Below are 20,840 nucleotides of genomic sequence, written 5' to 3'. Positions count from 1 at the left end.
TTTCTGTTGCCCACTTATGCCCAGAGCCTATAATGGCTTGATGCGTGGTATACCCAAGTAACCTTAACCTCCCCCTGCCGATAGATAGTTCCGATGATTGAAATTAAACGCCGTCCAGAAGCCGATACCAGCCAGTTTACCGATGTTACTCCCCCGCTGTTGCAGCGGATATATGCTGCCCGCGGTATCACCAGCGAAGCCCAATTGGAGCGCGGGGTGCGCGGTTTGCTGGGTTATAACCAGCTGTATGGTATTGCCCCGGCAGTGGCCCTGCTCAAGCAGGCGCTGGCCGAGCAGCGCCGGATCATCGTGGTGGGTGATTTTGATGCCGATGGGGCGACCAGCTCGGCACTGTCGGTACTGGCCCTGCGGATGCTGGGCAGCCGCAATGTTGACTACCTGGTGCCCAACCGCTTCGACGATGGTTATGGCTTGAGCCCGGAAGTGGTCGAGCAGGCTGCCGCGCGCGGTGCCGAGTTGATCATGACGGTGGACAACGGGGTGTCTTCGATCGCGGGCGTCGCGGCGGCGAAAGAGCGGGGGATCCAGGTGCTGGTCACCGATCACCACCTGCCGGGGGATACGCTGCCGGAGGCGGATGCGATCGTCAACCCGAATTTGCACGAGTGTGATTTTCCCTCCAAGGCCCTGTGCGGTGTGGGGGTGGCCTTTTATCTGATGCTGGCCGTTCGGGCGGCGCTACGTGAGGAAAACTGGTTTGCCGAGCAGGGGCTACCTGAGCCTAATTTGGCGGAACTGCTCGACTTGGTGGCATTGGGTACCGTGGCTGATGTGGTGGCACTCGATGGCAACAACCGGATTTTGGTCCATCAGGGCTTGCAGCGTATCCGGGCGGGCAAGTGCCGGCCGGGGATCCGCGCCTTGATTGAAGTGGCCAACCGCGATCCGGCCCGGCTGGTCGCCACTGACTTGGGGTTTGCCCTCGGACCGAGGATCAATGCGGCGGGGCGCTTGGATGACATGTCATTCGGGGTCGAGCTATTGCTGTGTGACAATATCCAGGCGGCACGCCGAATGGCGACCGAGCTGGATGCCCTCAACCAGACCCGCAAGGAAATCGAGCAGGGGATGAAAGAAGAGGCGGTGGCGATCTGCGAGCGGCTCAAGTTCAACCAACAGGATATGCCATACGGCTTGGCGCTGTTCCAGCGTGACTGGCATCAGGGCGTCATTGGCATTCTCGCCTCGCGCATCAAAGAGCAGTACCACCGCCCGGTGATCGCCTTTGCCGACGCCGGCAATGGCGAGATCAAGGGCTCATGCCGCTCAATCCCGGGCCTGCATATGCGTGATGTACTCGACGGAATTGATACCCAGAACCCGGGTATGATCCTCAAGTTCGGCGGCCACGCCATGGCGGCGGGGCTGACCATTCCGGAGGCGAAGCTCGAGGCCTTTAGCCTGGCGTTTGACCAGGCGGTGCGTGCCGAACTGGACGAGGATGCCCTGCGCGGGGTGCTGCTCAGCGACGGCGAGCTGATGCCACAGGAGCTGAACTTGCAGACCGCGGAAGTTTTGCGGGCCGGTGGCCCGTGGGGGCAACAGTTCCCCGAGCCGATGTTCGATGGCCGCTTCCGTCTGCTGCACCAGAAACTGGTGGGCAGTAAGCACCTCAAGATGATGCTTGAGCCATTGGCCGGCGGCAGTGTGATTGATGCCATTGCGTTCAATGTCGATGTCCGGCGCTGGCCCGATGCGTCGGTCCAGCAGGTTGAATTGGCTTACCGCCTGGATGTTAACGAGTTCCGAGGCAACCGCAGCGCTCAGTTGTTGGTGGAGCATATTGCTGCCCTTTGATGGGTTTTCCCCAGCCGCTTGGGTGATGGCTGGCAGGCGGTAGTGCCCTGCCAGTGTGCCCATGGCAGGGCGGCGAATCCCAAAACGCGGGTATGCGGTAGGGGGTGTTTTTGTGATCAGCTTAATAAAATAAATTCACCGATTCCCTTCCCTTTTCCCTGTATATTCTATCTACAATTCGATAGAATCCTCCGGTTATGTCCATTTCGGCAATGAAGAGTGGCAATGTTCGAGATTAATCCTATTAAAAACCGACTTGAGGATGTATCAGCGCGTACTGATGTCCTTAGGGGGTACCTTTGACTATGATGCCAAGAAAGAGCGTCTAGAAGAGGTTAATGCAGAGTTAGAGCAACCAGATGTATGGAACGAGCCAGAGCGTGCACAGGCGCTGGGCAAAGAGCGTGCATCCCTGGAAGCGGTTGTTGACACTATCGACCAGCTGGATCAAGGCGTAGAAGACGTCGAGGGTCTGCTTGAGCTGGCGGTAGAAGAAGAAGACCAAGAGACATTTGACGAGATTGAACCAGAACTCGCTGAGCTAGAGAGCAAACTGGCCAAGCTTGAGTTCCGTCGCATGTTCTCTGGCGATCACGATAGTTCGGATTGCTACATCGACCTGCAGGCAGGTTCGGGTGGTACCGAGGCACAGGACTGGACATCAATGATGCTCCGCATGTACCTGCGCTGGGCTGAAGCGAAAGGCTTCAAGACCGAAGTGATCGAAGTGTCTGAAGGCGATGTGGCGGGCCTGAAGTCGGCGACAGTCCGTATCAGCGGTGAATACGCATACGGCTGGCTGCGGACTGAGACCGGGGTTCACCGCTTGGTGCGTAAGTCGCCGTTTGACTCTGGCGGCCGTCGCCATACGTCGTTTGCTTCTGCGTTTATCTACCCGGAAGTGGACGACAATATCGATATCGAGATCAACCCATCTGATCTGCGTATTGACGTTTACCGTGCCTCGGGTGCCGGTGGTCAGCACGTTAACACCACCGAATCGGCGGTACGTATTACCCACGTTCCGACCAATACCGTGGTGCAGTGTCAGAACGACCGCTCTCAGCACAAAAACAAAGATCAGGCCATGAAACAGTTGAAAGCAAAACTGTTCGAGCTTGAGATGCAGAAGCAAAATGCTGAGAAGCAGGCCAATGAAGATGCCAAGTCAGACATTGGCTGGGGTAGTCAGATCCGCTCCTACGTGCTGGATGACTCCCGTATCAAAGATTTGCGTACCGGGGTGGAAAACCGTAACACCCAGGCCGTACTTGACGGCGATTTAGACCGTTTTATTGAAGCCAGCCTGAAATCAGGTCTGTAACCGACTCCGGTTAAAACATTTAAGGGTTAACCCATGACTGATCAATTACAAGATGAGAATAAGCTGATTGCTGAACGTCGCGCGAAATTGGATAAAATCCGCGAGCAGTGCAAGGCAAACGGCCACCCAAATGATTTCCGTCGCGATAGCCTAGCGGCAGATCTGCAGGCTAAATACGGCGAACTGAGCAAAGAAGAACTGGAAGAAGCGGGCAACGTTGTGGCGATTGCTGGCCGTATCATGGCTAAGCGTGGTCCTTTCCTAGCTATCCAGGACGTATCTGGCCGCATTCAGGCTTATGCTGACAAGGCGGTTCAGAAAGAGCTGAAAGAAAAATACGCAGGCTTGGACATCGGTGACATCATCGGTGTGAAAGGTGCCCTGCACAAATCAGGCAAAGGCGATCTTTACGTCAACATGGAAGAGTACGTGCTGCTAACCAAGGCACTGCGTCCTCTGCCGGAGAAATTCCACGGTCTGACAGACCAGGAAATGCGCTACCGTCAGCGTTACGTTGACCTGATCGTCAACGAAGAGTCGCGCAAGACATTCATCATCCGCTCTAAGCTGGTGGCATCTATCCGCAACTTCATGATGTCGAAAGGCTATCTTGAAGTGGAAACGCCAATGATGCACGTGATCCCTGGTGGTGCGACGGCACGTCCGTTCATTACCCGCCACAACGCACTGGACATTGACATGTATCTGCGTGTGGCGCCTGAGCTATACCTGAAGCGTTTGGTCGTTGGTGGTTTCGACCGTGTGTTCGAAATCAACCGTAACTTCCGTAACGAAGGCCTATCGCCACGTCACAACCCTGAATTCACTATGATGGAATTCTACCAGGCATACGCGGACTACAAAGATCTGATGGATCTTACCGAAGAGATGCTGAGCACGGTGGCGATGGATGTACTGGGTTCAACGTCTATGCCTTACGGTGACGAGACGGTCGAGTTTGGTGGCAAGTATGCGCGTATGAGCATGTTCGAGGCGATCAAGCACTACAACCCTGATCACGAGCAAATTCAGGCGCTGACAGAAGAAGATCTGCAGAACCGTGAGCTTATGGTTGCGATTGCCAAGTCTGTTCACGTTGAAGTGGAAGATTTCTGGACATGCGGCCAGCTGCTTGAGGAGATCTTTGGTGAAACGGCTGAGCCTAAACTGATCCAGCCAACCTTCATCACTGGCTACCCGGCAGATATCTCGCCATTGGCTCGCCGTAGCGACGACAACCCGTTCTTCACCGACCGTTTCGAGTTCTTCATCGGCGGTCGCGAAGTGGCGAACGGCTTCTCCGAGCTAAACGATGCTGAAGATCAGGATGCGCGCTTCAAGGCTCAGGTTGAAGCCAAAGATGCGGGTGACGACGAGGCGATGTTCTACGATGCGGACTACATTACCGCACTGGAGCACGGTCTTCCGCCGACAGCGGGTCAGGGTATCGGTATCGACCGCCTGGCGATGCTGTTCACCAACACGCACACGATCCGTGACGTGCTTCTGTTCCCGGCAATGCGCCCGCAGAACAACAACGCGTAAGCAACGTGAACTGCATCTACTAAGCCACCTTCGGGTGGCTTTTTTTATGGTTTCCGATAATAAAAACGGTGGAAAAATGTTCATATAGTGAATTTTTGCATGTGACAGAGCACACGTTTTCCGTAATTGACAAGACTGTAGATCGGCTAATATGCCGCCATACTTTCTGCTAATGATGGTGCAAATAAGTTGCCGTTTTGTATGGCTTTTGGTGTTTTGTTTTGTGTTTTTTGCGACTGGCTGGTGATTAATATTGTGTTTCAACTGTAGCCAAATTGTAAAAATTGTTCTTTTAAGTTTGTTGTGGCTGTGTAAAATGACGCTCAATCTCGCGATGGACAGCGGGAACAAGAAGTAAACAGAGTTTTTACAAGCACAACAGACTGGAGATGGACGATGAAGAAATCGCTATCAGGAAAGATTTTTACAGGCCTGTTTGCCGGCCTGATTATCGGTACGGCAATACAGTACCTGTTTAACGGCGTGACCTTGATGGATACTTATGTGCTCGGCCTGGCAGAAGGGGCTGGTGGCATGTTTGTTTCGCTGATCAAATTACTGGTCGTGCCTTTGGTGTATGTGTCGATTGTTTGCGGCATCGTTGAACTGAAAGACATTACCGCGTTTGGTCGCCTTGGTGGTAAAACTTTTGCCCTCTACATTATTAATACTATCATCGCGATCACCTCTGCCCTGACCATTGGCATGATTATCCAGCCGGGTGCGGGGGCTAACTTGGCCGGTACGGTGACTGAGGCTGTGCAGTTGACCACGACCGAAACGCCGGATATCTTCTCCCTGATCGTCAACATCGTACCGAGTAATCCGGTACAGGCATTTGCCAATGGCGACATGCTGCAGATCATCTTCATGGCGATCCTGACAGGCCTGGCCATTCAGGCGCTTGACACCCGTGGCGGCCCTGCGATCAAGACGTTTAAAATGGCCAACGAAATCATGATGAAGTTGGTCGGGCTGGTCATGAGCCTAGCACCATTCGGTGTATTTGCACTGATGATCCAACTGGGTGCCACCTTGGATGCCAACACCCTGATGTCGGTAGCCGGCTATGTTGCCTTGGTTGTCTCGATGCTGGTGTTCTGGATTTTCATCTTCTATCCAATGATGGTAGGCCTGACTACCGGTATTAAGCCGAGTGCCTTCCTGCGCCATACCCGCGAGCAGATCCTGTTCTCGCTATCAACCGCGAGCTCGAACGCCACGATTCCGGTGACCATGCGTACCCTGACCGACAAGATTGGTGTGTCTAAGTCTGTGGCGGGCTTCGGTGTGCCTCTTGGTGCGACCATGAATATGTCTGGGGTGTCTATCTATATTGCTTTGGCTACCCTGTTTGTCGCCAATGCTTTTGGCCAGCCAATCAACAGCGCGGATATCTTTACCCTCGGTCTGACCATCCTGTTGCTATCTATCGGTGCCGGCGGTGTACCGGGCGGTGGTGTGGTGATGGTCGGTGTATTGTTGCACCAACTGGGTCTGCCGCCAGAAGGGCTGGCGATTGTCGCAGCGGTTGACCGTATCAATGATATGTTCTGTACCAGCTCGAACGTGGTTGGTGATACCGCAGTCAACACCATCGTGGCAAAATCGGAAAATGAAATTGGCAGCGTTGACGTTGATGCCGAACCACAGGCCGACCGTGTCACTGTGAGCTAGAGCCACAACTAAACATGCAGCAAATTGGAAGCGCCCTCGGGCGCTTTTTTTTATTTGCGTCCAATATTTCTTCCAATCGCCAGATTTGGCTACAATTTTATTATTAAATTAATTGCGCATTGATTGAGTCGTGTTCACTGGTTGGGAATAACCTGGTCTTGGCATGGGGAAACCTATGTCTGTAAAAGTCCTTCAGTCTGCATGGATGCATTGGCCGAGAGGTATCGTGGATGAAAAAAACAAAGGGAAGCAGCACTGCACTGGGAACATTGGTGATCTTGGGGGGAGGGGCTCCGGCGTGGATAAAAATGCTGGAGCAAGCGGGTTGGGCTTGCCACCGCTGTTATGATCTCCGTGCTGCAGAATCACTGTTGCTGGAAGTGGGCCCTTGTATCGGGGTGGTCGATCTCACCCGGGATGAGTTCAGCCTGCAAGGGGTGGCAGGCTTAGTGAACCGCAATAAGCAAGTTCGATGGTTGGCGTTGGTCCAAGAGCGCCAGCTGGACCATGATGCGATATGCCAATTTATCCTCAACTTCTGCATTGATTACTTTACCGATCCTGTCCCTGAGTCCCAGTTGCTCGATACGATTGGCCATCAGCGCGGGATGCTACAGCTTGAGCGCCGGGTATGGCCGCAACTTGGCGTGTTCGGCCACTCGGGTTTGCAGGGTGAGCAGGCAGCGATGAAGAGCTTGCGCCACCACGTTAAGCGGATTGCCATGACGGAGGTTCCGGTCTTGATCCAGGGGGAGATCGGCACAGGCAAGGAGTTGGTTGCCAGGGCTATCCACCAAGCATCTACGCGTGGCAAAGGGGCTTTTGTCTGTGTTAATTGCGAGTCGCTGACCGAAAGCTGGATGGTTGATATGGGGGCGGGTAATTTGCCCAAGTGCTGCCTGCAAGCGGCGGATCGCGGGGTATTGTTCCTCGATGAAGTTACCCACCTAGACCTGGCACGGCAGCAGGATTTGGCCCGCTTCCTGCGTGATGAAAGCTTTACGACCGAAACCGGTAGGCAGGTGAGTGCGGATATTCGTTTGGTGGTATCCACCCGCTATACCCCGGATGAATTGTTGGACTCAGGCTTGCTCTGTGAAGAACTGTATTTCCAGCTCAATGCGTTTGGGATCATGGTGCCCGCGTTGCGTGAGCGGGGTCAGGATATCGTGTTGCTGGCTGAATTTTTCATGCTTAAGTTTGCCCGGCAGTATAACAGTCCGGTCAAACAGCTATCACCGGAAGCGGGCCAGTTGCTGATGGGCTATTCGTGGCCTGGCAATGTCAGGGAGATGATCGGTCATATCAAGCGGGCGATTCTGCTGAGTGACGACAAGGTGCTCGAAGCAGAGCATCTTGATCTGCCGAGAACGTCGGATGACAAGCAGAGCCTTAAGGAAATCCGCTCTGACTCTGAGCGTGGAGCAATACTGGCGGTACTTGAAAATAATAAAGGGCAGATTTCCGCGGCGGCAAGAGAGCTCGGTATTTCAAGGGCAACGATGTACCGGTTGCTCAACAAGCATGATCTGGTGCCTCCGCCCAAGTACCTACGCCAGGATAGCTAAGGTGTCATAGTCTGGAATCGGCCCGGATGGTGGTGAATAATTCATCAAAATACGCTTTTCATCGACAGGGTTTAGATTATTGTTGTTTTTATCGTCATTTATAGCCTAAGTGGTTGTTTAGTATTCACTGCTTGTTACAATAACCCCATATTTCACATCTTCATAACTTATTGCCGGAGGAACTGATATGCCAATTACTGTCATGATGTCGCACACCTGTTCCTGTGGTGATACCAGCATCAAACCTAATCATTAACGGCAATCCGCTGTGTAAATGGGCCGCGGATTTCTGTCGCGGCTAGTTAAGTTATAGACTTATGTTGTCAGCCTGAACGGCAGGATCTGTGTCCCTCCAATTATCTGTCAATCATATGGAGAGCACGATTATGCGCCAATCAGTCTATTTACGCCTTGCAGTCTTTCTTGTTCAACTCGATGTTAAACGCGAGGACGCTCAATGGCGACGGGAGCACCGCCGAATTCAGGTACACATGCCCTATCCTTTTTCTGCCCATTTACTCAAAGATATGGGAATTGATAAGGAGAACCGCATTTCTCAGGATCAACTGACCTCTTCAGCGGCTCGTAAGGTACGACACCTGAGGCGGGAGTATAAATCAAGACTTGTGACGTGATGCCTCCCCCCGCAATGCGTTTGCGGGGGGAGGGAAATATGACGAACTGTTAGCAACCGCACTAGCCCGTCACGGCTTGTAACATTTCCCAACGCTTTGCGACGAATGTGGCCTAGAGCCATTGGCAAGGCTTAGGTAAAGTAGCTGGGCATCAACAAAGGTGTCTACCTAAGTTGGTTGAGCTAATGTTTTTCGGCCCCCGTATTACGGGGGCTTTTTTTTACCTGCGTTTTGCGCTGGGGGGGGGGGAGCTATGGGCAAGGGTTGGAGTATTGAATACCGGCCTCTTGCAGCTCCTCTAGCACATCTGCGCTCAGTACGGTATCCAGACTGTCGATATTGGCATTGAGCTGCTCAAGTGTTGTCGCGCCAATGATATTGCTGGCGACGAAGGGACGCTGGTTGACAAAAGCCAGTGCCATCTGGGCCGGATCTAATCCATGCTTATGGGCAATGTTGACATAGGCCTCGGTAGCGGCGATGCCCTGCGGCTTGAAGTAACGCGAGAAGCGCTCGAACAGGGTACAGCGAGCCCCTTGTGGGCGTGCACCATTGAGGTACTTGCCGCTCAGGGTACCGAAGGCCAGCGGTGAGTAGGCCAGCAGCTCGACCCCTTCATGGTGGCTGATTTCGGACAGGCCGACTTCAAAGCTGCGATTGAGCAGGTTGTACGGGTTCTGGATAGTTACCACTCTCGGCAAGTCGTGCTTTTCGGCCAAGCGTAAAAAAGACATCACGCCCCATGGGGTTTCGTTGGACAAGCCGATATAGCGGATTTTTCCGGCCCGGACCAGTTCGGCCAGCGCCTCAAGCGAGTCGGTCAGGGTCACACCGGAGTGATCTTCTTGGTATTGGTAGTTGAGCTGGCCGAAGCAGTTGGTTTCCCGTTGCGGCCAGTGCAACTGGTAGAGATCGATATAGTCGGTTTGCAGTCGGTTGAGGCTGGCTTCAACCGCATCGTGGATATTGCGTCGGTCGAGGGCCATCTCCGGCCGGATGTAGGGCAGGTTACGCGGGCCCGCGACTTTGCTGGCGAGGACCACCTTATCCCTCACCCCTTTGTTTTTCATCCAGTTGCCAATAAAGGTTTCTGTCAGTCCCTGAGTTTTTCCGTTGGGGGGGACTGGATACATTTCGGCGGTATCGATGAAGTTGATCCCGCGCTCAAAGGCCAAGTCAAGCTGGCTGTGCGCGTCTTGCTCGTTATTTTGTTCACCGAAGGTCATGGTCCCTAGGCAGATTTTGCTGACCTCAAGACTCGAGTGGGGGATCTTGTGGTATTTCATTAGCCCTCCTTGGACTCATCAGATGTTCGCTCTTCGACTATAACGCGAGTTCTATAGTGTGAGAAGACCCACAACACATTGAATCGTCTTGATCTTGACCTTGCCGGGTTTAGTTTTGTGGCCAATAGTTAACCTTTATAGGGTAAGGTTGGGGAGGGGGGATGAAACTGTCACAATTGAAGCACTGGACCAAATCGGGCACCGGGTCGATACCGGCGTGCATCTTGACCAGCTATGCTGGATGCTCCGACTATCTGCTTGAGGTGGAGTACAAGCATCACCTTGAACCGCTCAAGACCGATAGCGGAGAGATGGTCAAGTTCCAGTCGATTGAACAGGTGGGGGAGCTATTGCGCCCGCTTGGTATCACCAGCGTGACACTCAGGGTGATAGATCCCTATGATGAGTTCTCGCCTGACGGCCAGCTCAGTCAATGCCGGGAAGACATGACTATCGCCTTGTAAGGCGCTTTACAGAATAAAGTATTTTTCCAGCAAGCCGGCGGTGAACTGGGTCTTGAGGTAAAAGCCCCGCGGTAGGGTCTTTATTGGCTGGCCGTTGGCACCGTAGGCTTCTGTTAGCGCTTTGCTGTTGGCTGCTTTCGGGCGCAGTTGCAGCACCTCGCCGTGGCGGGCAGTGATTTGCTCGACTTGGCCGAGCACGATCATATCCATCAGCTCTTCCCAGTCCTGCCTGAGTTGTTGTTCCTCTTCTGCCGAAGGACTCCACAGCAGCGGTGAGCCGACATGGCGTTCGGCCAGGGGAATATCACGCTCACCCTCTACCGGGATCCACAGCACCCGGGCCAGCTTATGGCGAATATGACTATTTTCCCAGCACAAGCCGTGTAAGCCTATCAGAGGAGCCACGCAGACGAAGGTCGTCTCCAATGGCTTGCCGTGGTACCCGATCGGGATGGTCTTGAGCTCGATGCCGAGCTCCGCGAAATCTGGTACCGGCTTGCTGCCGGCGCTGGCTCCTAGGTGCCATTCCAGCAGCTGCCCCACCCAGCCTTTGTCACGCCGCAGATCTGGCGGGACCGTGATATTGGCCATTTGCGCCAGTTCGCCGAGGGTCATCCCGGCGAGTGCGTTGGCACGCATCAAAAGTTCCTGTTCAGTCTTCGGAGTCGGTTGCATGGTGTTTACCTTCTGTGTGGCAGGCGATCCTACCATAGCCGCGATGAAGGATCCTATTATCTAGTTATCCACAGGGTGCGCTGAAAAAAACATCATTATACCTTGTCTGTGCATTTATACAGGGGTTGGTTGGTAATTTAACCAGTTGGCTGGTGGTTTTTTGAGTGGTTGATGCTTTTTGATGTGGATAAAATGATGGGTGGTTGATCTTTAACCGATCTAAAAGTGTGACAGTAATGATCTAGTCATAAAGTGGCGGTAAAATTCACTTTTTATTCTTTAGTCTATGTTTAGTAAGGTTTTTGTTTGGTGTTTATGCAGTGTCTTCTTGTTTGCTTGTAGCTCCCGCTGGCAAAGTAACCCACTGGATTGACGGCTTCTTCACAATTCTATCCACAGAAAACGTGTATAAATGTGGGCTATGTCTCATTGTGATGTTTATAAAGTATCCGGCAGCGAAAAGTTATCCAGATTGTGTGGCTCAGCTAGGAAAATAGACGGATAAATAACAATGTTTGTTTACCCATAGGGTTGTCTGTGAAAAAATCACTATTAATAGAGATTTAATTGAGGTCGTCCAGTGATTGATGGCGATGGGTACCGCCCAAATGTGGGTATTGTGATCTGTAATAGCCATGGCCAAGTATTCTGGGCTCGACGATATGGACAACATTCCTGGCAGTTTCCGCAAGGTGGGATTGATGAGGGGGAGACCCCTGAGCAAGCCATGTATCGGGAATTATACGAGGAAGTAGGGCTAACCAAGAAGGATGTACGGATTGTGGCGTCTAGCCGCCATTGGCTGCGTTACAAATTACCCAAGCGGCTGGTTCGCTGGGATTCCAAGCCGGTTTGTATCGGGCAAAAGCAGAAGTGGTTTCTGCTCAGTCTAGAATGCGATGAGTCTAAGGTGAATATGCAACGTGGCAGTACGCCGGAGTTCGATGGTTGGCGCTGGGTCAGCTATTGGTATCCCGTGCGGCAGGTTGTGTCTTTCAAGCGAGATGTATATCGCAGAGCATTAAAAGAATTTGCTGCCATAGCCATGCCTTTTAAAGAGCGCAAAGAGCGAAAAAAGCGCCGAGTCAAGCGCGGCTAAGTCAGTTGGTAGGGAGCGGGGCGGATTATGCTGACGCAACTAAGAGAAATTGTTGAGAAGGTGGCGGCAGCCCCGAGTCTGCTTGATGCCCTCGAACAACTGGTGATCAGCACCTGCAAGGCAATGAAGACCGAGTGTTGTTCGGTCTATATTGCGGATGAGCAGCGCCAGCGTTTTACCTTGATGGCGACCAAGGGGCTGAGAAAGCCCCATCGTCATGTTGGCTTGCCTTTTGGCCAAGGGTTGGTTGGTCTGGTTGCCGACCGGGCTGAACCGATTAATGTAGCCGATGCCCGGCATCACCCTCATTTCAAACATCTCCCTGGGATCGGGGAAGAGTCTTTCAGCTCCTTTTTCGGTACGCCGATTATTCATCAGCGCCAAGTTCTGGGTGTACTGGTTATCCAGCAGCGTGAACAGCGTGAGTTCGACGAGAGTGAAGAGTCCTTCATGGTGACGCTGGCCGCCCAGCTGGCCGTGTTGCTTGCCCACGCCAAGGCGCAGGGGATGTGGCCGGATCAGCATAACGGCCTGCATTTGGTAGGCTCTGCGGCCTCCTCCGGGGTAGCGGTTGCTCGTGCCTGGTGGGACGACAATCAGCCCCGGCTGGAACACGTAGTCCCCGCCTCCTGCCTGGATCGCGAAGCGGAACAAGAGCGGTTGAGTATCGCCATCGAGATGGCGAGCGCCGAGTTTCGCCGCCTGCGTAAGCGCTTCGACAGTGAACTGCACAAGGAAACGCTGGCCATATTCGACCTGTTCAGCCACCTGCTCAATGACCCCATGCTGCGCAAGGATCTGTTCCATAAAATTGCTGGCGGTGATTTGGCCGAGTGGGCGATCCGCCAAGTGGTGGAAACTTATTCTGCCCGTTTCGCCAATATGGAAGATGCCTACCTCAAGGAGCGGGCGCAGGATATCCGTGAGCTGGGCCAGCGGTTGCTGTTCTTTTTGGCCAATGAGGAGGCTTCCGAACTCTCTTGGGAGGAGCCGGTTGTATTGCTGACCCGTGAGCTGACCGCAGCCATGCTGGCCAGCGTGCCGCGCGATAAGCTGGCTGCCGTCGTTTCCCAGGAAGGGGCGGCCAACTCTCATGCCGCGATTCTTTCCAGAGCGCTGGGGATCCCCGCGGTGATGGGGATCGATTTTGTGCCGGAGAAAATTCATAACAGCCTGGTCATTGTCGACGGTTACCGTGGCGACTTGCTGGTCAACCCGAACCGTCATGTGCTGGCTGAATATCGGCGTTTACAGAAAGAAGAGCAGGAGCTGGCGGCAGTCGTTGAAACCGGATTGGACAAACCGGCGGCGACACTCGATGGTGAGCGGATCCACATCTTTCTCAATGCTGGCCTCAGTGCCGATACCAGTATTGCCGTAAACCGCGGTGTCGATGGCGTTGGCTTGTACCGTACCGAGGTGCCGTTCCTGCTGCAGCGCAGTTTCCCGTCGGAAGAAGAGCAGACACAGCAATATCAGTCGATCCTAGAAACCTATGGCGGCAAACCAGTGGTTATGCGCACCTTGGATATCGGAGGTGATAAACCGCTGCCTTACCTAGCGATTGAAGAGGATAACCCGTTCCTGGGCTGGCGAGGCATCCGTTTTACCCTGGATCATCCCGAGATCTTCTTGATTCAGGTGCGGGCGATGCTTAAAGCCAGTATCGGCCATGACAACATGGATATCTTGCTGCCAATGATTTCCGGCATTGCCGAGCTGGACGAGTCGCTGGTACTGATTGAACGGGCCTATACCGAGGTCGCGAAAACAGCAGCCGAGCAGGGGTTTGTTTTACGTCGGCCCCGGATCGGAATCATGATTGAAGTCCCTTCCATTCTCTACCAATTACCGGTGCTGAAAGGGCGGGTGGATTATATTTCTGTCGGTAGCAACGACCTGACCCAGTATTTGTTGGCCGTTGACCGGAACAATTCACGGGTTGCCGGTGTCTATGATGCGCTGCACCCGTCGGTGATCCATGCGCTCAAGCATATTATTGATGTCAGTCGGCAGCTGCAGCTCCCTGTCAGTGTGTGTGGTGAGCTGGCCGGTGATCCGATTGGCGCCTTGCTTCTGGTGGGCATGGGGTATCGGTCGCTCAGTATGAATACCCGCAATGTTGCGAAAATAAAATACATGCTGCGCCACGTTTCGGTCGATGACATGAAGCACTTGGCCGATTACGCACTGTCGGCCACCTATGCTGATGAGGTCAGGCGTAATACGATCGAGTTTGTTGACGGCCACGGCTTGGGCGGATTTATTCGTGCCGGTAAGTAGTCTCGTTGTTTTAGCTAGTTGGTGTGAGTAGTATGGCCGACATGTTGGTTTTGTATGGCAATGAACTGTGGGTGTTTGCCTGCTGTTTGGTGTTGGGTGCCATTGTCGGCATTTTAGCCGGCCTGCTCGGGATCGGGGGCGGGTTGCTGGTGGTACCGGCGCTGGTCTGGCTGTTGCCGCAAGCCGGGGTCGAAGCTAACTTGGTAATGCATATTGCCTTGGGCACCTCCCTTGCCAGCATCGTGCTGACATCGGGCTCGTCGGCGCGCAACCATTTTCGGCTCGGTAATGTCGATTTGGCTATTGTCCGTGGTTTGGCGCCGGGAGTGGTATTGGGGGGACTGGGCGGCAGTTTTGTTGCCGAATTGGTGCCAAGCTCGCTGCTACCGAAAATCTTTGCCATTATTGTGTTATTGCTGGCAACCCAAATGCTGTTGTCGATGCGGTTTAGCAGCCAGCGTGATTTGCCCCGAGGCATGGGAACCTTCTGCTCGGGCGGGGTGATCGGTGTGGTGTCGAGCCTGGCCGGAATAGGCGGCGGTTCGCTGACTGTGCCGTTTCTCAATTGGCATGGCGTTGAAATGCGCCGGGCAATAGGGTGTGCCTCTTTCTCCGGGGCGCTGATTGCGATTGCGGGAATGACCGGGTTTGTACTGGCGGGAGTCGGTGAGCAGACCCTGCCACCGATGAGTTTGGGTTATGTCTATTTGCCGGCGTTGCTTGGGATTGTCCTGGTCTCGATGCAGACAACACGGTTTGGTGCCGCGTGGGTAAGTCACCTGCCGACACCGGTATTGAAGAAAATATTTGCTGTTTTTTTACTGTTTGTCAGTATCAAAATGTTTATGGGATAGTCATCATGGGCACACTGCCTGTGAAGAATAGAGATAGAGTTGATGAGCCAAGGTTATTTAACGTTTCCGAATATAGATCCGGTGTTGATTGAAATCGGGCCGCTAGCCATTCGCTGGTATGGCATGATGTATCTGTTGGGATTTGTATTTGCGCTGTGGTTGGCCAATCGCCGGGCGGACAAGCCGGGCAGCGGTTGGACTCGCGATCAAGTCAGTGACTTGTTGTTTGCCGGCTTCCTCGGCGTGGTGCTGGGTGGCCGTATTGGCTACGTGCTGTTCTACAATTTCCCGTTGTTTTTGGATAATCCGCTGTACTTGTTCAAGGTATGGACGGGCGGGATGTCATTCCACGGCGGTTTGCTCGGGGTTATCGCGGCGATGTTCTGGTATGCGCGCAAGCATAACCGTACTTTTTTCAATGTCGCCGACTTTGTTGCTCCGCTGGTGCCTTTTGGCTTGGCGGTAGGGCGTTTGGGCAACTTCATCAATGGGGAGCTCTGGGGGCGTGTCACCGATGTGCCTTGGGCTATGATCTTCCCTACAGGTGGTGATCTGCCTCGCCATCCTTCGCAGTTATATCAGTTCTTCATGGAAGGCTTCTTACTGCTGATTATTCTTAATGTCTTCATTCGCAAGCCGCGCCCGGCTGGGGCGGTATCAGGGCTGTTCTTGTTTGGCTACGGGGTGTTCCGCTTCATTGCCGAGTACTTCCGCGAGCCGGATGCGCACCTTGGCCTGTTTGCCGGGTGGATCAGCATGGGGCAGATCCTGTCGTTGCCAATGGTCATTGGTGGTGCCCTGATGATGTTGTGGGCCTACAAGTGCCAGCCGAAAGGTAAGATGGCCTAATTTCTCCAGATGATGACAGGGCAGCCTTGGGGCTGCCCTTTTTTTTAAACCAGACCAATAATTCGTGTAGAATTGGCCCACTTTATTTTTGAATTAGGGCCAGCGGAACCATGAAACAGTATCTCGCGCTTTGTCAGCGCATTGTGGACGAAGGAGTGTGGGTTGAGAACAAGCGAACAGGCAAACGTTGCCTGACAGTGATCAATGCCGACTTGAGCTACGATGTAGCCAACAACCAGTTTCCGCTGATCACCACCCGCAAGAGCTTTTGGAAAGCGGCGATTGCCGAAATGCTGGGCTATATCCGTGGCTACGACAATGCGGCTGACTTCCGAGCCCTGGGCACCAAGACCTGGGACATGAACGCCAATGACAATGCCGCTTGGCTGGCCAACCCGCACCGTAAGGGCGAGGATGATATGGGCCGCGTTTATGGGGTACAGGGTCGTAGCTGGCAAAAGCCCGATGGCAGCACCATAGACCAGCTGCGCAAGATCATCGATAACCTGAGCCAGGGTATTGACGACCGCGGTGAGATCCTGACTTTTTACAACCCAGGTGAGTTCGATATGGGTTGTCTACGTCCGTGCATGCATACCCACACCTTCTCGCTGGTTGGCGATACCCTGCACCTAACGAGTTACCAGCGCTCTTGTGACGTGCCACTGGGACTGAACTTCAACCAGATCCAGGTCTTTGCTCTACTGGCATTGGTGGCCCAGATCACCGGGCACAAGCCGGGTCAGGCCTATCACAAGATCGTCAATGCCCATATTTACGAAGATCAGCTTGAGTTAATGCGTGATGTCCAGCTAAAGCGCGAGCCGTTCCCGTCGCCGCAGCTGAAGATCAACCCTGAGATCAAATCGCTGGAAGATCTGGAAACCTGGGTCACCATGGACGACTTCGAGGTCGTGGGCTATCAGCACCACGACCCAATCAAGTACCCTTTTTCTGTATAGAAACCTTGCTGCGGGTAACAAAATATTGCCGCAGAAACATATTTTTGCCCCTAAAAGCCTCTTTTAGGGGCTTTTTTATGGGTTAAGAGCGGTAAAGAGTAGCGGTACTGTGGTTCGATGGCTCTATGGATTTGCGCCTAGATTATTCGAATTAGGAGGGCGTTTGACGAGCAAAAATGAAGATAGATTGCTTGACTAAAGTAGCCTTCAGATCAAGCCTGCACAGCACCACAGCACCACAGCACCACAGCACCACAGCACCACAGCACCACAGCACCACAGCACCACAGCACCACAGCACCACAGCACCACAGCACCACAGCACCACAGCACCACAGCACCACAGCACCACAGCACCACAGCACCACAGCACCACAGCACCACAGCACCACAGCACCACAGCACCACAGCACCACAGCACCGCTTTTTCAACCAACAAAAAACCCCGCCGGAGCGGGGTTTTGTTCAGTGTTTCGGCTTGTGGCTTATGCGGTCAGCGCTAGGATTGAGCCAGGGATCAGCACGAATACCAGGGCGATGTAACCAGCCACTGCGGCTTTGCTCTTGGTACCGATCTCACCTAGGTAGAAGGCTCCTTTCAGTGGCAGTTCACGCAGGAACGGTACACCGTAGATTAGGATTGTTGCCAGCAGGTTGAACGCAAGGTGTACCAGTGCGATTTGTAGAGCAAACACTGCGTACTCGCCCGATACAGCGGTTGCAGCCAGTAGAGCCGTGATACAGGTACCGATGTTAGCGCCTAGCGTGAACGGGTAAACATCGCGTACTTTCAGCACACCGGTACCAACCAGCGGTACCATCAGGCTCGTTGTTGTCGAAGATGACTGAACCAGAACTGTGACGACTGTACCTGAAGCGATACCGTGGATTGGACCGCGGCCAATCGCGCTTTTCAGGATTTCACGGGCACGTCCTACCATCAGGCTACGCATTAGCTTGCCCATTGCAGTGATAGAGACAAAAATCAGGCCGATACCAATCAAGATCATGAACACGCCACCCATGGTGCCGAAGCCAGCCAGTGGGCCTTTGATCAGGCTTACGCCCGGGCCTGTCAGTACTTTCATGAAGTTCATGCCACCCATGTCCATGTTAGCTGTGCCCATCATTGGCGATACCAGCCAGGTGGAGATTTTGTCCAGCAGGCCGAACATCATTTCCAGCGGAAGGAAGATTGCAACAGCTAGCAGGTTAAAGAAATCATGAATCGTGGCACTGGCGAAAGCACGGCGGAATTCGTCTTTACAGCGGGCATGGCCCAGGCTAACGAGAGTATTGGTCAGAGTTGTACCCATATTGGCACCCATGACCATCGGGATCGCCGTCTCAACCGGCAGGCCGCCTGCCACTAGGCCGACAATGATAGAGGTTACCGTACTTGACGACTGGATAAGCGATGTTGCTACCAAGCCGATCATCAAGCCAGCAATCGGATGCGAGGCAAACTCAAACAGCGTTTTAGCTTGTTCACCAACAGATAGTTTGAAGCCGCTGCTCACGACAGAGACAGCAACAAGTAGAACGTAAAGCATGAACGCCAGGTTAGCCCAGCGGACCCAGCGCATAGAGCTGTTCATTGGCTGTTCAGCAGTAGAGGCTTGGGTAGTCATAATCATTTCTCCATGACAGGAATATGTCTTTTGGGTTTCATATTTTTGAAATCTGGGGGCGATGTTAGAGATCGAATATTTCAGAAATATGACAGTTGCTGTCACAAAGTAAGTTTGTGCTCATTTTGCGATGGGAAGCGACGGTTTTAGGTGTAATGAATAATTTACTTTTTATGTATTGTATTGATTTTTATGGTTTTTTATCGATCTGCTAAATTAATGGAGTGGTGAAGTTTTTTTCTCTTGTCATCCTGTGTTTTTTTAGAATTAATGTGGTTTTGGCTGTTTTTTGAACAGTTCTGGGTGGCGAATATGACAGGGTAAATAACACAGTACGGATATTGCTTACCTTGGGGATGTATTGTTCGGTTTTACCGATGTTTATCTTCTGAACAAACGATTTAACAGTTTAGTGCTGTGACGGCTAAACTAAATTTACATTTTTATTGTGACATTTGTTTCATGCAAAGGAGTTCCGGTCAATGACCGATGCGATTCGTAAATTTTTAAAACTGGAGTCTGCTGGTGGGATAATCCTGATCATCGCGGCAGCGATGGCTATGATGATTGCGAACTCGCCATTGCAGGATCTGTATAACGGAACACTGCACACTTATGTTGCAGGTTTATCAATTTCACATTGGATCAACGATGGCCTGATGGCTGTGTTCTTCTTGCTAATTGGCTTGGAAGTAAAGCGCGAACTCATCGAAGGGGCGCTCAATACCAAAGAAAAAGCGATCTTCCCGGCCATTGCAGCAGTAGGCGGCATGATTGCGCCAGCGTTGGTTTACGTACTGTTTAATTTTGCCGATCCCCTTGCCATTCAGGGGTGGGCGATTCCGGCAGCAACAGACATTGCTTTCGCTTTGGGGATCATGGCCCTGCTAGGCAGCCGAGTCCCGGTTAGCCTCAAAGTCTTTTTGCTGGCATTGGCGATTATTGACGATCTAGGCGTTATTGTGATCATCGCGCTGTTCTACAGCAGTGATTTGTCAACCTTGGCATTGGCTGTGGCCTTTGCGGCAACAGCTGCACTGTTTGTGATGAATGCCAAAAATGTTACCAAGGTCTCTTGGTACGTTGTGGTTGGCCTGATCCTTTGGATCAGCGTCTTGAAGTCTGGGGTTCATGCCACACTGGCTGGGGTGGTGCTGGGCTTTGCGATCCCGCTGTCGGGCAAAGACGGCTTATCGGACGAGCATTCGCCGCTTAAGAAAATGGAGCATGCACTGCATCCGTATGTCGCTTTCCTGATTTTGCCTGTGTTTGCGTTTGCCAATGCCGGGATCTCATTAGACGGCGTTTCGCTGGCGGGTCTGACGTCCATGTTGCCATTAGGTATCGCTATGGGTCTGATGATCGGCAAGCCTCTTGGTATTTTCACCGCGAGTTATCTGGCAATCAAAACCGGTCTGGCGAGCATGCCGGAAGGAATTGGCTTTAGACAGATCTTTGCGGTCTCAGTACTGTGTGGTATCGGCTTTACCATGTCCATCTTCATCTCGTCGCTGGCCTTTGTCGGCGCTCCTGAGGACTTCAGTACGTACTCTCGTTTGGGAATTCTGTTGGGATCGACAGTATCCGCTGTATTGGGTTACATGATGCTAAGCCGGTCGTTGCCAAGGAGTGTTGCCAAGGAAAATGGAGGTGTTATATGAAACACGCATGGGTTATTGCCGGGATCATGATGTCAGCAACAGCGGTGGCTGTGCCTGATTACCAAAGCTGCAACCAAGATAGCAGCTCTGATATCTGCCAAGCCTACCTGGCCGGTGTCAACCACGGCAAAGCGGCTGGTGAAACGACCGCAATGGTGGAAAACGAAAGCTCATTCCGCTCAAGGGCATTGGAGCAGCGGGTGGGGGAGCGCTACCGAAAAATGACATCGATCGAGCCTAAAACACCTTTACCAGTAGATTGACTGTTTTTCCGGTGTATGAACACTGAATAAGTGTAATATTTCATTGGTGAATGAATAATTACAGTTGAAGCACCCAGAAGCTAAGCGTAAGCTGGCTTCTGGGATTTTTATTTTTTGGTAGCTTTATTTCCAATCAGCATTAATCAGGCCTAAGTTGCTGGTTATGGCGACCGACTACGTCATCAGCATTTTGGTAACCCCGTTACCGTTATCTCCTCTTGTATTCGGTTGCTCAACCTCCGAGTT

The 20,840-nt window shown here is 52.8% G+C and carries 17 protein-coding genes; 13 read left to right on the top strand and 4 right to left on the bottom strand.

The annotated features are described in order from the left end of the window. Positions 1-93 precede the first annotated feature (93 nt). The 5 genes from recJ to PTW35_RS14935 all read left to right on the top strand — a co-directional run bounded on the left by recJ (position 94) and on the right by PTW35_RS14935 (position 7,932). Entirely contained in the window at positions 94-1,818 is a 1,725-nt protein-coding gene (gene recJ / locus PTW35_RS14955; RefSeq protein ID WP_281025665.1) for a single-stranded-DNA-specific exonuclease RecJ, read from the top strand. Between the two features lie 225 nt (positions 1,819-2,043). Then, positions 2,044-3,142 (top strand): peptide chain release factor 2 gene (prfB, locus tag PTW35_RS14950; RefSeq protein ID WP_107291697.1). Its coding sequence is split into 2 segments (ribosomal slippage): positions 2,044-2,118 and positions 2,120-3,142, totalling 1,098 coding nucleotides; the frame shifts between segments, so codons are not numbered across the junction. 33 nt (positions 3,143-3,175) lie between these two features. Next, a complete protein-coding gene (gene lysS / locus PTW35_RS14945; protein ID WP_281025664.1) occupies positions 3,176-4,687 on the top strand; it encodes a lysine--tRNA ligase in 1,512 nt (503 codons plus the stop codon). A 396-nt stretch (positions 4,688-5,083) separates the two neighbouring features. Further along, positions 5,084-6,364, top strand: coding sequence for a dicarboxylate/amino acid:cation symporter (locus PTW35_RS14940; RefSeq protein WP_281025663.1), 1,281 nt, complete (start codon positions 5,084-5,086; stop codon positions 6,362-6,364). Between the two features lie 230 nt (positions 6,365-6,594). Next, on the top strand, positions 6,595-7,932 hold the full coding sequence (locus PTW35_RS14935) for a VpsR-related response regulator (protein WP_281025662.1): 1,338 nt from the start codon (positions 6,595-6,597) through the stop codon (positions 7,930-7,932). An 886-nt stretch (positions 7,933-8,818) separates the two neighbouring features. Here PTW35_RS14935 and PTW35_RS14930 read toward each other — a convergent pair. Further along, positions 8,819-9,853 (bottom strand): NADP(H)-dependent aldo-keto reductase, encoded by a 1,035-nt coding sequence (locus PTW35_RS14930; protein ID WP_281025661.1) that lies wholly within the window; start codon positions 9,851-9,853, stop codon positions 8,819-8,821. A gap of 161 nt (positions 9,854-10,014) precedes the next feature. Here PTW35_RS14930 and PTW35_RS14925 point away from each other — a divergent pair, with 161 nt between their 5' ends. Then, positions 10,015-10,317, top strand: a complete 303-nt coding sequence (locus PTW35_RS14925; protein ID WP_281025660.1) for a DUF6482 family protein — start codon at positions 10,015-10,017, stop codon at positions 10,315-10,317. Positions 10,318-10,323: 6 nt separating this feature from the next. Here PTW35_RS14925 and mutH read toward each other — a convergent pair whose 3' ends face one another. Further along, a complete protein-coding gene (gene mutH, locus PTW35_RS14920) occupies positions 10,324-10,992 on the bottom strand; it encodes a DNA mismatch repair endonuclease MutH (RefSeq protein WP_281025659.1) in 669 nt (222 codons plus the stop codon). Between the two features lie 580 nt (positions 10,993-11,572). On the opposite strand from mutH, the gene rppH reads away from it, so the two are divergent. The 5 genes from rppH (at position 11,573) to PTW35_RS14895 (ending at position 17,039) form a co-directional block, all read left to right on the top strand. Further along, entirely contained in the window at positions 11,573-12,091 is a 519-nt protein-coding gene (gene rppH / locus PTW35_RS14915; protein ID WP_281025658.1) for an RNA pyrophosphohydrolase, read from the top strand. A gap of 27 nt (positions 12,092-12,118) precedes the next feature. Next, a complete protein-coding gene (ptsP, locus tag PTW35_RS14910) occupies positions 12,119-14,374 on the top strand; it encodes a phosphoenolpyruvate--protein phosphotransferase (RefSeq protein WP_281025657.1) in 2,256 nt (751 codons plus the stop codon). 32 nt (positions 14,375-14,406) lie between these two features. Then, positions 14,407-15,228, top strand: a complete 822-nt coding sequence (locus tag PTW35_RS14905) for a sulfite exporter TauE/SafE family protein (RefSeq protein ID WP_281025656.1) — start codon at positions 14,407-14,409, stop codon at positions 15,226-15,228. Between the two features lie 42 nt (positions 15,229-15,270). Further along, complete coding sequence (gene lgt, locus PTW35_RS14900; RefSeq protein WP_281025655.1) at positions 15,271-16,077, top strand: prolipoprotein diacylglyceryl transferase; 807 nt, start codon at positions 15,271-15,273, stop codon at positions 16,075-16,077. Positions 16,078-16,187: 110 nt separating this feature from the next. Then, complete coding sequence (locus tag PTW35_RS14895) at positions 16,188-17,039, top strand: thymidylate synthase (protein WP_281025654.1); 852 nt, start codon at positions 16,188-16,190, stop codon at positions 17,037-17,039. A gap of 151 nt (positions 17,040-17,190) precedes the next feature. On the opposite strand, the gene PTW35_RS14890 is transcribed toward PTW35_RS14895, so the two are convergent. Next, positions 17,191-17,478, bottom strand: a complete 288-nt coding sequence (locus PTW35_RS14890) for a hypothetical protein (protein ID WP_281025653.1) — start codon at positions 17,476-17,478, stop codon at positions 17,191-17,193. A gap of 46 nt (positions 17,479-17,524) precedes the next feature. After that, positions 17,525-18,670 (bottom strand): Na/Pi symporter, encoded by a 1,146-nt coding sequence (locus tag PTW35_RS14885; RefSeq protein ID WP_281025652.1) that lies wholly within the window; start codon positions 18,668-18,670, stop codon positions 17,525-17,527. 482 nt (positions 18,671-19,152) lie between these two features. On the opposite strand from PTW35_RS14885, the gene nhaA reads away from it, so the two are divergent. Together nhaA and PTW35_RS14875 are read left to right on the top strand one after the other, a co-directional pair. Next, positions 19,153-20,331 carry a Na+/H+ antiporter NhaA gene (gene nhaA / locus PTW35_RS14880; RefSeq protein ID WP_281025651.1) on the top strand — a complete coding sequence of 393 codons (1,179 nt, stop codon included), beginning with the start codon at positions 19,153-19,155 and terminating at the stop codon, positions 20,329-20,331. Beyond that, positions 20,328-20,594 (top strand): hypothetical protein, encoded by a 267-nt coding sequence (locus PTW35_RS14875; RefSeq protein WP_281025650.1) that lies wholly within the window; start codon positions 20,328-20,330, stop codon positions 20,592-20,594. The genes nhaA and PTW35_RS14875 overlap by 4 nt, the downstream gene beginning before the upstream one ends. The last annotated feature ends 246 nt before the right edge of the window (positions 20,595-20,840 follow it).

It is taken from the genome of Photobacterium sp. DA100 (assembly GCF_029223585.1).
In the GTDB taxonomy this organism is placed as follows: Bacteria; Pseudomonadota; Gammaproteobacteria; order Enterobacterales; family Vibrionaceae; genus Photobacterium.
Note: the sequence above shows the minus strand (reverse complement) of the source record. Positions and strands in the feature narration are given on the sequence as shown.

Bases quoted from the DNA above. Each gene is read 5' to 3' on its own strand.
- recJ (WP_281025665.1), top strand. From the start codon at position 94: ATGATTGAAATTAAACGCCGTCCAGAAGCCGATACCAGCCAGTTTACC.
- lysS (WP_281025664.1), top strand. From the start codon at position 3,176: ATGACTGATCAATTACAAGATGAGAATAAGCTGATTGCTGAACGTCGC.
- PTW35_RS14940 (WP_281025663.1), top strand. From the start codon at position 5,084: ATGAAGAAATCGCTATCAGGAAAGATTTTTACAGGCCTGTTTGCCGGC.
- PTW35_RS14935 (WP_281025662.1), top strand. From the start codon at position 6,595: ATGAAAAAAACAAAGGGAAGCAGCACTGCACTGGGAACATTGGTGATC.
- PTW35_RS14930 (WP_281025661.1), bottom strand. From the start codon at position 9,853: ATGAAATACCACAAGATCCCCCACTCGAGTCTTGAGGTCAGCAAAATC.
- PTW35_RS14925 (WP_281025660.1), top strand. From the start codon at position 10,015: ATGAAACTGTCACAATTGAAGCACTGGACCAAATCGGGCACCGGGTCG.
- mutH (WP_281025659.1), bottom strand. From the start codon at position 10,992: ATGCAACCGACTCCGAAGACTGAACAGGAACTTTTGATGCGTGCCAAC.
- ptsP (WP_281025657.1), top strand. From the start codon at position 12,119: ATGCTGACGCAACTAAGAGAAATTGTTGAGAAGGTGGCGGCAGCCCCG.
- PTW35_RS14905 (WP_281025656.1), top strand. From the start codon at position 14,407: ATGGCCGACATGTTGGTTTTGTATGGCAATGAACTGTGGGTGTTTGCC.
- lgt (WP_281025655.1), top strand. From the start codon at position 15,271: ATGAGCCAAGGTTATTTAACGTTTCCGAATATAGATCCGGTGTTGATT.
- PTW35_RS14895 (WP_281025654.1), top strand. From the start codon at position 16,188: ATGAAACAGTATCTCGCGCTTTGTCAGCGCATTGTGGACGAAGGAGTG.
- PTW35_RS14885 (WP_281025652.1), bottom strand. From the start codon at position 18,670: ATGACTACCCAAGCCTCTACTGCTGAACAGCCAATGAACAGCTCTATG.
- nhaA (WP_281025651.1), top strand. From the start codon at position 19,153: ATGACCGATGCGATTCGTAAATTTTTAAAACTGGAGTCTGCTGGTGGG.
- PTW35_RS14875 (WP_281025650.1), top strand. From the start codon at position 20,328: ATGAAACACGCATGGGTTATTGCCGGGATCATGATGTCAGCAACAGCG.